The organism is Nocardia sp. NPDC005998 (assembly GCF_040614395.1).
In the GTDB taxonomy this organism is placed as follows: Bacteria; Actinomycetota; Actinomycetes; order Mycobacteriales; family Mycobacteriaceae; genus Nocardia.
Window position 1 is genome coordinate 1 of the sequence record NZ_JBEXUI010000079.1, and the last position, 12409, is coordinate 12409.

The 12409-nt window shown below is 63.9% G+C and carries 11 protein-coding genes and 1 pseudogene; 6 read left to right on the forward strand and 6 right to left on the reverse strand.

The window, feature by feature from the left end; all coding sequences use genetic code 11:
- A partial coding sequence (locus tag ABZ293_RS41475) for a hypothetical protein (protein ID WP_355189823.1) occupies positions 1-189 on the reverse strand: 189 nt, incomplete at its 3' end.
- 115 nt (positions 190-304) lie between these two features.
- Here ABZ293_RS41475 and ABZ293_RS41480 point away from each other — a divergent pair.
- The 3 genes from ABZ293_RS41480 (at position 305) to ABZ293_RS41490 (ending at position 3079) form a co-directional block, all read left to right on the forward strand.
- Positions 305-448, forward strand: coding sequence for a hypothetical protein (locus tag ABZ293_RS41480; RefSeq protein WP_355189824.1), 144 nt, complete (start codon positions 305-307; stop codon positions 446-448).
- A 423-nt stretch (positions 449-871) separates the two neighbouring features.
- Complete coding sequence (locus tag ABZ293_RS41485; RefSeq protein WP_355189825.1) at positions 872-2377, forward strand: catalase; 1506 nt, start codon at positions 872-874, stop codon at positions 2375-2377.
- Positions 2378-2440: 63 nt separating this feature from the next.
- Entirely contained in the window at positions 2441-3079 is a 639-nt protein-coding gene (locus tag ABZ293_RS41490; RefSeq protein WP_355189826.1) for an HD domain-containing protein, read from the forward strand.
- A gap of 50 nt (positions 3080-3129) precedes the next feature.
- Here the strand turns inward: ABZ293_RS41490 and ABZ293_RS41495 are convergent, their stop codons facing one another.
- A complete protein-coding gene (locus ABZ293_RS41495; protein WP_355189827.1) occupies positions 3130-3777 on the reverse strand; it encodes an NAD(P)-dependent oxidoreductase in 648 nt (215 codons plus the stop codon).
- A complete protein-coding gene (locus ABZ293_RS41500) occupies positions 3777-4004 on the reverse strand; it encodes a hypothetical protein (RefSeq protein ID WP_355189828.1) in 228 nt (75 codons plus the stop codon). Before ABZ293_RS41500 ends, ABZ293_RS41495 begins: the two co-directional genes overlap by 1 nt.
- Before the next feature lie 74 nt (positions 4005-4078).
- Between ABZ293_RS41500 and ABZ293_RS41505 the strand changes: the two genes are divergently transcribed.
- On the forward strand, positions 4079-4213 hold the full coding sequence (locus ABZ293_RS41505; protein ID WP_355189829.1) for a hypothetical protein: 135 nt from the start codon (positions 4079-4081) through the stop codon (positions 4211-4213).
- Between the two features lie 50 nt (positions 4214-4263).
- Here the strand turns inward: ABZ293_RS41505 and ABZ293_RS41510 are convergent, their stop codons facing one another.
- The 3 genes from ABZ293_RS41510 to mdlC form a co-directional block, all read right to left on the reverse strand.
- Complete coding sequence (locus ABZ293_RS41510) at positions 4264-4770, reverse strand: DNA starvation/stationary phase protection protein (protein WP_355189832.1); 507 nt, start codon at positions 4768-4770, stop codon at positions 4264-4266.
- Between the two features lie 481 nt (positions 4771-5251).
- Positions 5252-5908 carry a response regulator transcription factor gene (locus tag ABZ293_RS41515; RefSeq protein ID WP_355189833.1) on the reverse strand — a complete coding sequence of 219 codons (657 nt, stop codon included), beginning with the start codon at positions 5906-5908 and terminating at the stop codon, positions 5252-5254.
- A gap of 536 nt (positions 5909-6444) precedes the next feature.
- Positions 6445-8055 (reverse strand): benzoylformate decarboxylase, encoded by a 1611-nt coding sequence (mdlC, locus tag ABZ293_RS41520; RefSeq protein ID WP_355189830.1) that lies wholly within the window; start codon positions 8053-8055, stop codon positions 6445-6447.
- A gap of 270 nt (positions 8056-8325) precedes the next feature.
- On the opposite strand from mdlC, the pseudogene ABZ293_RS41525 reads away from it, so the two are divergent.
- Both ABZ293_RS41525 and ABZ293_RS41530 read left to right on the forward strand, forming a co-directional pair.
- Positions 8326-8620, forward strand: a pseudogene (locus tag ABZ293_RS41525) (hypothetical protein); the annotation flags it as partial.
- 472 nt (positions 8621-9092) lie between these two features.
- On the forward strand, positions 9093-12409 hold a 3317-nt coding region (locus tag ABZ293_RS41530), incomplete at its 3' end, for an amino acid adenylation domain-containing protein (protein WP_355189831.1).

Consider the following 12409-nt stretch of genomic DNA (forward strand, 5'->3'; position numbering starts at 1 on the left):
GTGAAAGCCGCCGCCGTGAAAGCCGCCGCCGTGACCGGCCGCCCCACCATGGGCGGCCACGACTCCGGGGGTGGCGATAGCTGCCGGCGGAGCCGAAACGGGATCGGCCTGGGCCGTCGGCGCGGCTGCGATAGCTATTGCTGCCGCTCCCACCGCCAACACCGGTGTGATGTAGTTTCTGATTCGCATGGTTGCGCTCCCTTCAATGGTCTGTATGGACACATTTAGAATCGCGCTCCAGCGAGCCCACGTCGCCACGGCTGACACCCATCCATGCTTCCCGCCAGCCGATATTCCTACCTGCATGCCACCAGCAACCGCGTTGCCGTGGGCAGGTCCCGCAGACTGTGCGGCTGACGGGGCCGCCCAGATCAACAAGCTGATCGACTCGCTGGGCGACATGGCGGCAGTCCTCAACGCAGGCGCACCCCAGGACAACGTGGCGTAGCGGCGACTGCCCAGTGCTGGGTCGGTGCCGACCGTCGCCGGGTGGGTTGAAAGGTTCCCTCGGCCGTGATCGAATTGGAGCACGACGGGATGGTTGGTCGTGGCAGATGCTGGACTGCTTCGCGGTGTCGATCCGCAGGCTGCCACGGGGTAGACGGTGCTCACGACTCTCGAGAAACACCCGTTGTGTTTGTAGGTATTTCGGTCTCGACACGAGCACTGGACTTGTGCTCGCCGCCTGCGCCGGCCGGGTTGTCCACGGTGCCGTATCCGACACCAACCGACGACTTGGCTTACCAACTGCCTTCGGCGAGGTGGAGCCAGGTTCAGCCACCGATTATGCGGCCCACGACCGCCACGCCCGCCGACGACGCACAACGCTCCGATGGGGGCTGCGGCTCTATGTCTGTGGAAGAGGAGAAAAATGTCCGAGCCGAACTACACAACCGATGCCGCCGGAATTCCGGCACCGAGCGATGACCATTCCTTGACAGTTGGCCCGGATGGCCCGATTCTCCTGAACGACGCGTATCTGATCGAAAAGATGGCGGCGTTCAATCGTGAGCGCCTGCCGGAACGGCAACCGCATGCCAAAGGCGGCGGGGCGTTCGGCACGTTCGAAGTGACCAACGATGTCAGTGCCTACACCAAGGCCGCTGTGTTCCAGCCCGGCAAGCGAACGGAAGTGCTGGTGCGGTTTTCCGCGGTCGCCGGTGAACAGGGATATCCCGACACCGTGCGAGATCTGCGTGGGTTCGCCGTGAGGTTCTACACCGAGCAGGGCAATTTCGACCTGGTCGGCAATAACACACCCGTCTTTTTCGTGCGGGATCCGATGAAGTTCCAGGATTTCATCCGGTCACAGAAGCGGCGCGCCGACAACAATCTGCGCGATAACGACATGCAATGGGATTTCTGGACCCTGTCGCCGGAATCGGCGCACCAGGTGATCTGGCTGATGGGAGATCGCGGTATCCCGGCCACCTTCCGGCACATGAACGGGTACTCCAGCCACACGTACATGTGGATCAACGCTGCCGGCGAACGGTTCTGGGTCAAGTACCACCTAAAGACCGATCAGGGCATCAAGTTCCTCACCCAGGACGAAGCCGCCCATATGACCTCGATCGACATGGACTACCACCAGCGTGATCTGTGGAAAGCGATCGACGGCGGTGAGTACCCGAGCTGGACCCTGAAGATGCAGATCATGCCGTTCGACGACGCGAAGACCTACCGCTACAACCCCTTCGATCTCACCAAGGTATGGCCGCACGGCGATTATCCGCTGATCGAGGTCGGCAAGATGACCTTGAACCGTAACCCGGCCAACTACTTCACCGACATCGAAGAAGCGGCGTTCGAGCCCAATAACGCAGTACCCGGCACGGGCCCAAGCCCCGACAAGATGCTGCTCGGGCGCTGGTTCTCCTATGCCGATGCGCACCGACACCGGATAGGTATCAACTACAAAGAACTACCGGTCAATTCGCCACACGGCACGGAGGTCCGATCGTGGGCGAAAGACGGCGCCATGCGCCACCACAACCCAGGCGATCCGGTGTATGTGCCCAACTCGAAGGGCGGACCGCACGCCGATCCCGCGGTGGCGGGACCGCCCGCGAGTTGGTATGCCGACGGCGAGATGGTGCGAACCGCCTACACGCTGCGCGCGGACGATGACGACTGGGGACAGGCTGGCACCATGGTCCGCACGGTTCTCGACGACGCCGCCAGGACACGACTGGTCAACAACATCATCGGACACCTGCTCGACGGCGTGAGCCCACCCGTGCTCACCAGGACGTTCGCATACCTGCACAACATTGATAAGGATCTCGGTGACCGAGTCGAACAAGGAGTGCGGGCCAAGCAGGCGCTACACGAACCGACCGCCGCAGAGCGACCGAAAGTTGGCCACACAAAGTAGGTGAAAAACCAACCCCCGCCGGTTACCGGATCGCGAGATCGGCGCAGCGCGAGGAGCATCGTCATGACCGAGCACATCGCAGGAGTCGCGATCCCCGACCGTCGACTGGTGACGGAGGCCACCGAACTGGTTCGCAGCAGTGCTCCGCCATTGCTGTTCCACCACTCCCGGCGCGTCTATCTGTTCGGGATGCTGCAAGGGCAGCGGCGCGGGCTGCAGCCCGATCCCGAGCTGCTGTATGTCGGCGCGATGTTCCACGACCTGGGCCTGACCGATACCTACCGCAGCACCACCCAACGCTTCGAAGTCGACGGCGCCGACGAAGCCCGTCGATTCCTCACCGCCCATGGGATCGACGATGACGCGGCACAACGGGTGTGGACCGCCATCGCACTGCACACCACACCCGGCATTCCCGAGCACATGGCCCCCGAGATCGCACTGGTGACCGCGGGGGTCGAGACCGACGTCCTCGGTATCGGCTACCACGACTTGGACCCCGGCGACATCCAGGCGGTCACCGCGGCTCATCCCCGCCCCGACTTCAAGAAGCAGATCCTCGCCGCGTTCACCAACGGTTTCGGCGATCGGCCCGAGACCACCTTCGGAACCGTCAACGCCGACGTCCTTGCCCACTTCCAGCCCGGTTTCACCCGCCCCGACTTCGTCGATGTCATCGAAGCCAGCCCCTGGCCCGAATAGCCACCTGAGGATCAGCGGCGAGGTGATGTCCGCATTGCCTTGTTCCTTGCCTACCCCGTTGCCAACGGCCCGCCGGCGACGGCATTCAGCAACTGCTGTGGGGCGATGTTGAAGGCCGCACTGAGAGTGAGGGTTTCGGCCATTCCCTCGACCAGGAGATTCAGCGAGTTGTTGAGCGCGATGCCGAGGCTGCTCCCGTCGCCGATACGTTCGAGCCAGAGTGTTCGCTGGCCGAGGGCACGGAAGATCGGCTCGACCAACGGCCGGACCGGACGTACGCCCGAGGCGGGGATGAGCAGCTCTCCAGACTCGGCTAGTCCGGGACCGCCGACCACCGGGGCGTCGATGAACAGGATGTTGTTCCGGATGGCGAGGTCGGCGAGACGAGCGCAGTATTTGGGCTCGACAGTGCTCATTTGGATCCAGATCGCTCCAGGAGCAAGAGCCGATAGCGCACCGCCGGGCCGGGTCATCACCTGCTCGACGGCGGCGCCGTCGTCGAACACGGTGATCAACACCTCGGCAGGGGAGGCGGCGATGCTGGAGACCCGGTGTGCGCCAGCGGCGACCAACGCTGCCTCGACCGAGGTTCGATTCCACACCAGCACGTCGAACCCGGCGCGTAGCAGATTCCGTGCGATCGGCGCGCCCATCGTGCCGGTGCCCAGTACCGCCACGGTGCGCACCGAACCGGTCATCACATCGTCTCCGGGGACGGTTCGGCAACCGGCGCGTCTTCGTCGAACGAACCCCATTCGCCGCCCAGTTGCCATGTACCGGACGCGATGTGGGAGACGCGTAGTCCGCTTCTTTCCAATGTTGTGGTCTTCATATCGGCTACTTTCGCCCGGATGGCAAACTTTGTCGCCACGGCTGGCGTCAATAAGTCGTTCCCGCCAGCCGGAATTGCGCAGGTCTTGGTCATGGCAATCACAATGCCGAGCAGTATTCCCGGTAGCCGGAATGCGCGCCGCCCCGTGCTCGAGCAGAATGACCTTCATGATGTCGCCGGTCACGCCGTTGCGCTGTCTCATCGCCGACGTCAGCCCGGCCTTTCTTACCGGGGCCCGCGACCTCCCCGAACAGCAGGGAGCATGGTCGTGGCAGCTGGACCGCATCGGTTCACATCCGTGAATCCGCCGCCGGGCGAAGGGCGCGCCGGCGGCGGATCGAGGTTCGGGCGTTCAGATCTTGCGATTCTCCGACTTGATCATCCAGGCGAGCTTCTCCAGCGAGTCGATGACCTCGTGCAGTAAGTCGCTGGTGCTGGGGTCCTCGGCGTCGACCGCATCATGCACGTCGCGGAGGGTGTCGGTCGCTGCGTAGGTGCGTGTCGTGATCAAGTCGACGACATGGCCCGTATCCAGCTCATCGGCCGGAAAAGGCGGCAGGCTCGTCGTGACTGCGACGGTATCGGATCGCCCGTCCGGTACGGCGTCGAGGGCCCGCATCCGCTCCGCGATGGTGTCGCTGGCTTCGCGGGCGGCGTCAACGAGTTCGTCGAGCTGCAGGTGCAGGTCGCGGAAATTGGTTCCGACCACGTTCCAATGGGCCTGTTTGCCTTGCAGGTGCAGTTCGATGAGATCGACCAGCACGCGCTGAAGGCTGGCCGTCAGCTCAGCTGAGGCCGTGAAGTTACGGATATCGTCGGCGAGACGCCGGCTGACATGGTTTCGACGCGCTGTAGTCATAATTGCGCTCCTTTCTGAGGTGCGTTCCACGGGAACAACCGCCAATTCACTGGAGCGTTTCCAGATTTATGATCGTTGGAGTGATTGATGCCGTCGGGTGAAGAATGCGGAATCCGAGATTTCCGATTCGATCGTGCGTTGTAATTCACGGCGCGCTATCTGCATCCGCACGGCGGAATCCCCTGGGTTGCTTGTGGTATTTGCGGCTGTATACAGATACTTGCGCGGATATGCGGCTGCGTCACTACGGCTACCGTCAATTCCGCGCCTCCGGTCAACGGGTAACCCAGGATGCGGGCCAGCGGTAGGGCGTATCTTCCGGCCGGGCGTGGGCCCACTCGGACGCTCACCAGGCAGCGCGCATCGCTGACGGTCTGTTGCAGCGGACGCGGCCGTCGGTTGTGCGGTTCGACGAGCATCGCGGGACGCTGTGCCGGTGGAGCAGCGGTGGCCGAAGGTCACACTGGTCGCTGTCCGGAGGTCAGCGAGCCTCGAGGAATCTGACGACGGCGAGGACTCGGCGATGGTCCTCGGCGGTCTCCGGCAGATTCAGCTTGGTGAGAATGCTGCGCACGTGCTTTTCGACAGTCCCCTCGGTGACCCATAGCCGGTGGGCGATGCCGGCGTTGGAACGCCCCTCCGCCATCAAAGCGAGCACCTCGCGCTCCCGCGCGCTGAGCACGGCAAGAGGATCGTTGCGTCGCCGAGCCGACACGAGCTCTTGAACGAGGGCCGGGTCGACTACCGAGGCCCCCTTGGTGATCCGTCGGAGAGTGTCGATGAAATCCTCCACGTCGGTGACCCGACTCTTGAGTAGGTAGCCGATCCCACGACCACTGGCCAGCAGCTCCATCGCATGCTCGACGTCGGCATGCGCCGATAGCATGAGGATGCCGACTTGGGGGAGTTCGTCGCGGATCACCCGTGCCGCATCGAGGCCCTCGGTGGTGTGCGTGGGCGGCATCCGAACATCGATTATCGCCAGGTCCGGTACTCGGTCCCGGACCAGTGCCAGGAGTTGGGACGCGTCGCCGGCTTGTCCTTCGACGTCGAACCCGGAGCGGATGAGCAGGCTCGCTACACCTTCGCGCAGTAGCACGTCGTCTTCGGCCAGAATCACCCGTAACCGAGTCGGCATCGGGTTGTCATGCTGCGTCATCAGTGGACCGAATTCAGCCATCCTCGACCCCGAAATTCCCCTGCGGCCACTGCACGTACCCCATTACAACGCCCCTGGGCTGATTGTCCTCCAGCATACCGTCAGCACACCGCTACACAGCGGCGGTGAGTGAACGTCGGCGTCCACCACGGTTGCCGCGTATCTCCAGTTGGATGCATCAGCGGTGGCAAGTCATCGATCCGGCTGCGGCACGACCGCCGCGCTCGAACCGGCGGGCGCTACGTCGCACCGCGGTAGCGGGTCAGATGCTGTCGAGCGCTGGGTGTGGGCGCTCACCCTGTCCGCATTGCGAACGGCGGCGTATGCGAGCGAACCGAATTCGGAGCGACGGGAGTCGATCGGCGCTCGGCACCGGCGCCGGGCGCGGGAGGGATGGCGGCTGTCGGCCGAGCCGGAACGGCGCCGAGTCAACTACAAGTCCGCAGTCGGCAGGCGCGGCCCTCGTCCTCAGGTCGGGTGACCCAGGGGTGAGATTCCCCCGGGTCACCCAAACCTCAGAGCATGGCCTTCTCCGGTTGGGTGGTCACCACGATGACCGTGGTGGTGCCGGATTCCAGCGCGAGTCTGAACTCCTTTTCGAGGTCTCCGGTGGATGTGACATCGACGGCGTGGCAGCCCAAACCCCGTGCGACGGAGGCGATGTCGAGGCCCGGTAGGTCGAGCCCGGGCACACCCGGCGTCTCCTCCAGTTCGGCGAAGGATTTGAGGATCGAGTACTCGTGATTGCGCATCACGACGTACACGATCGGCAAGTTCTGTTGTGTCGCGGTCCACAGGCCCTGCACGGAGTATTGGAACGATCCGTCCCCGATCAGGCCGATCACCGGACGCGTGACACCGCGGTCCCGGTCGCCGAGCGCGACACCGACGGCAGCCGGTGCAGCCCAGCCGATACCACCGCTGGCAGTGGCGAAGAACGAGTCGGGCTCGACGGTGGGCAGCCATTCGGCATGTTGGGCCATGGTCGAGGTGGACTCGTTGACGAAGACCGCGTGCTCCGGACGGACCTCGCTGAGAGCCGCGTAGACCTCGGCCGGTGTCAGCGGGCTGCTCGCGTTTTCCGGCAGGCTCCGAGGTCGTGGCATGGGCTTGGGCTGCGCGCGGCCGCTGCCGTCACCCACCAGCTCGGTGAGGAGTTCGATCGACAGCCGGGCATCGCCGAGGAGGCTGTCACCGATACGGGCCGCTGCGGCCGTCGCTGGGTCGTCCGTGATCTGCAACAGTTCGGTCCCAGCGGGGAGGATGTCGCCGGGCACGTAGGGGTAGTAGCGGAAGACCTCGGCCCCGATGACCACGACGAGATCGTGTCCGGCGAGCCGCTCGCCGACGGCCTTGACCGACATGCCGACCGAACCCTGGTACAGGGGATGGTCCTCGGGGAACGAGGCGCGGTCCGGAAGCGGCGGGCTGTAGACCGCGGCCTTCAATTTCTCGGCCAGTGCGATGCCGGCCTGCCATCCGCGCGCGCGGTCCACGTCGGGCCCGAAGATCAGGGCCGGCCGCTGACTGGCGGTGATGCGTTCGGCGAAGCGCCGCAGGCGCTCTCGGTCGGGGGCGTAGGTCCTGCTGACATCACGCAGTACGGCCGGCCCTTCCAGGGGGTGGTTCCAGTCATCGAGCGGGATGGACAGGAACACCGGTCCCGCTGGCGGCTGCACGGCCATCGCATAGGCACGCATGATCGCTTCGGGTACGGCCTCGGCGCGTGCGGGCTCGTAGGACCACTTCACCCACGGCCGTGGCAGGTTCGCCGCATCGAGGTTGGTCAGGTACGGATCGCCGATCAGCAGCTCGCGGTGTTGCTGGCCGGCCGTGACGATGAGCGGAGTGTGCCCTCGGTAGGCGGCGACCAGGTTGCCGATGCTGTTGCCGAGCCCAGCGGAAGAGTGCAGGTTCACCAGCGCCGGACGCCGGGTGGTCTGGGCGAAGGCATCGGCCATGGCGATGACGGATGCTTCCTGAAGACCTAGCACGTAGGTGAAGTCATCCGGGAAGTTCTTGAGGAAGGTCTCCTCGGTGGATCCCGGATTACCGAATACGGTCGTAAGGCCCAGCGACCTCAACAAATCGTATGTCACGCTGTGGACGGTCGATTTCGCGGTCATTTTGGTCAGTCAGCTCCCTTCGCCAGCAGGCGTTAGCAAACCGGGTGAGCTGTCATCGTGTGCGCATCGTCCGGCTGATAAGCCTTTCCAGCCGTATGTCACACAATCCAGTACAGGTTGCCGGCGGCAGGTGTAAGCGCAATGACGAAGAACGATGCTACCCAGAATCAAGATCTTTTACTCAGGGAACGGTCTTCGGAATCTGAGGGCATTGGTGGGAGTGCGACCCGAATCAGCGGTGATCTGACGGTTCATCGGTGAACCACTCGTATTGTCGGGATGATTCCATCGATCGGCTCGGTCGGTGACGCATTCGATAATGCGTTGGCAGAGACGACAATTGCGCTCCACCGGACCGAGGCGGTCCGTGACGATTCACCGTTCCAGCGCGGCCCGCTCAACCGGCTCGCCGACGTCGAGACCCCTTACTGCGGAATGCGTCCGTTGGTTCAATGCCAGTCGGCTCATGCACCCGCTCGGTCGCACACCACCGGTCGAATATGAAGCCAACTGCTGTACACGTCCGCACCGAGCAACCGGCCGGGTTATGCGAGTGACCGGTTGATATCCGGCCTGAGCTGGCACGATACCGCCGCCACCCAGGTACAGCCCCGACGCGAACGGACGTTCTGGGCGATGGGGCACCAGCGGATCGCGCGATGGCGGACCGCGGCCGAACAGCTCCCGGATTCCGGCGAGAATTCGAGAATCGCGATGCGAAGATCATGTGTTAACGGCCCTGGGTGAATTATGCCGATTTGTGAAATTCGCGAACGCGATTCGGTCGACTATATACAAGACGAAAGTCATTGAAAATGAGCGTATTCAGTCGGCGAAACGAGGTGCGAAGATCCCTGCGTGATGCCGGTTTTCATTCGACATCTGATACGCCGCGGCGGGATCCCGCGATAGTCAAGTATGCCGCCAACTGCCTTGCTCAATTCGGTGATTATTTCGCCGTCGAATTCCGAACGCCGGGTACACGCACGCCGCCCATTCGACTTGGACCGGCCGTGGTCGGCGCTGGAGGAGGCCAAATGACCGTTTTGCGACCACAGTTTCATCCCGAGCGGGGATCGAGCGCAGACACCGAGCCGGACGTGTCGGTAATAGAGCAAGTGCCGCTGTCTGCCGGGCAGCGGGCGTTGTGGCTGGCGCAGAAATTGAGTCCGGATGTGCCGATATCAGAGGCACAGTACGTCGAGTTGCGTGGCGATCTCGACGTCGATCTGCTGCGCGAAGCAGCGATGCGGGCCGGCCACGAGTTCCAGTCGGGATATCTGCGGCTGGTTGAGGTCGACGGCGAGCCGTACCAGGTGTTCGACCCGTCGCTCGAGTCGCCGGCGCCGGTGATCGATATGCGCGGTGAACCGGATCCCGTCGCGGCGGGGTTGGAGTGGATGCATCGGGAGTACACCACTCCGCTCGACATGACCAGAGACCGCTTGGTGGGAACGGCGATCGTGCAGGTCGGGGAGCAGCATTACCTGCTGTACAGCAGAATCCACCACGTCGCGCTGGACGGTTACGCCGGAATGATGATCATCAACCGGATCGCCGAACTGTACGGGGCGGCGCTGGAGGGCCGGACGGCGGAGCCGAACCGGGCCGCGGATGTGCGCGCCCTCTACGACGCCGACCGCAGCTACCGGGAGTCGAAGCGGTTCACCGACGATCAGGAATATTGGGTGAACAGACTCGCCGACGTCGGGGACGAGTCCAGTCTGGTCGCCGGGCAGGCACCCGCCTGCGCGAACAGTACAGTCGCGAAGGCCGAACTGTCGCCGACGACGGTGCAGCGGATCGAGCATGCCGCGAAAGCGTTGGACGCGAGCCCGGCCGCGGTGGTGATCGCCGCGTTCGGCTGCTATCTGGCGCGGATGACCGGTCGCGACGACGTCATGGTCAATATTCCCGTATCGGGTCGCACGAACGCCGTGCTGCGGCGGTCCGGCGGGATGTTCGTCAATGTCGCTCCGCTTCCGCTCACCCTCGATTCGGGCGACACCGTGACGACGGTGACGCGGCGGGTGCAGTCCGATCTGGTGGGGGCGTTGCGGCACCAGCGGTGCGGCCTGACCGATATTCGTGCTGCCGTCGGATACCAGGGCGGACTGCGGCGTTTCGCGGGTCCGGTGGTGAATGTGATGTTCTTCTACCAGGAGATCCGGTTCGGATCGGTGCCTGGGGAGTTCCATATCCTCAGTTCGGGGCCGGTCGACGATCTGCTGGTCGACCTGTATCAAACCGGGGAGCCGCCGCGGACGATCTTGCACTTGCTGGCCAATCCCAACCTCTATACCGACTCCGAACTCTCGGCGCATTGCACGAGGTTCGAAGAGTTTCTCGACGCGTTCGCCGCCGCGCCGGACACTGCGCTCGAGCAGGTTCACCCCGAAAGCGTTGGCGAGGGCGCTCGGATCCGCCGCCGCCGGGAGAATCTGGCGTTCTGGCGGGAAACACTCGCGGATCTGCCCGAGAACCTTCCGCTGCCGTTCGACCGGCCGCGGCCGGTGGTGTCGTCGAATCGAGCGGCCACGGCGAACTACGCGCTGCCTGCCGAGTTGGTTCGGACGGTGGAAGGGTTTGCCCAGCAGCACAGTTCGTCGCTGTTCACCGCCATCCATGGCGCGTTGGCGGTACTGCTCGCCCGGTTGAGCGGCACCACTGACATTCCGATCGGCACACCGATTGCCGGGGACGGTGCCGCGGCGCGCGTGGTGTTGCGCACCGAGATCGATCCCGCTGAATCGTTCACCGAACTACTCGGTCGGATCGAACAAGTCGATGCGGACGCCTTTGAGCACGCCGACGTTCCGTTCGAGCAGGTGGTGGACCAGCTGGTGCCACAGCGGTCCCAGTCCAGACATCCGCTGTTTCAGGTGCTGTTGGCGTTGCGGAATCAGGAGCCGGTGGGGTCGGCCCTGTCCGATTTCGAGCCGCAGGTGGTCGACCCTAGCGATCAAACGCCTGGATTCGATCTGCAATTCATCCTGTCGGAAGATCATGACAGCGGCTATATGACCGTCGCGGTCACCTACGCCACCGACCTGTTCGACGCCACGACCATCGATTCGCTTGCGCATCGGTGGATTCGGATTCTCGAGTCGATCGTCACCGATCCGACTGTTGCGGTCGGGGCGATCGATGTGCTCGAGCCTGCCGAACGAGCCGATCTGCTGACCCGCTCCGGCACACCCTCGGCACCGCCCACCACGCTGCCCGATTTGCTGACGGCAGCAGTCGCGTTCGATCCTGACGGCACTGCGATCGTGTTCGATGGGCAGCGGTTGAGTTATCGGGAGTTGGACGAGCGCTCGAATCGGTTGGCGCGGTTGCTGATTCGGCGTGGTATCGGGCCGGAGGATGTTGTCGCGATCGGTATTCCGCGATCGGCGGATTCTGTTCTCGCGGTCTGGGCAGTCGCCAAAACGGGGGCGGCGTTCCTGCCTGTCGATCCGACTCATCCCACCGAACGCATCATCCACATGATGACCGATGCGGATGCAACGACCGGTCTGACCGTGACATCCGTCCGCGCGCAACTACCTGACAGCACCGACTGGCTTATTTCGAATTACCTCGACTCAGCCGAGGACAACCACGACGAGACCGACAGTAGTCCGATCACCGACAGTGATCGGGTTCGTCCGTTGCGGATCGACGATATCGCCTACGTCATCTACACCTCCGGATCGACCGGGCTGCCCAAGGGCGTGGCGGTCACCCACCGCGGTCTGGGGAATTTCGCCGCGACACACCGGGATGCGATGGGCATCGAATCCAGCTCCCGCACACTGCATTTGGCTTCACCCAGCTTCGATGTCTCGGTGCTGGAAACGGTCTTGCCGCTGCTCGGCGGCGCGGCCATGGTCATCGCCCCCACTGATGTCTACGGTGGCGACGAACTCGCCGCACTACTCGACCGCGAACATGTCAGCCACGTCCTGATCACTCCTTCGGCGTTGTCCACCATCGATCACACCCGTTGGCCGCTACCGGATCTGAAGTATCTGATGGTCGGTGGCGAGGACTACGGCAGCGAGTTGGTCCAACGCTGGGGCGGCGACCGCACGGTGCTCAACGAATATGGGCCGACCGAAACCACTATCGCCGCGACGCTGAGCGCCCCCATGACGGCAGAGGAACTGGTGAGCATCGGGCACCCGGTCTGCGGTGCCTCGACCTGGATCCTCGACCAGCGCCTGCAACCCGTTCCGGCGGGTGTGGCGGGTGAGTTGTATGTCGCGGGTGATCTGCTCGCCCGCGGATACCACCACCGAGCGGACGTGACAGCCGAACGATTCGTGGCCTGCCCCTGGCTACCCGGCCAACGCATGTACCGCACCGGCGA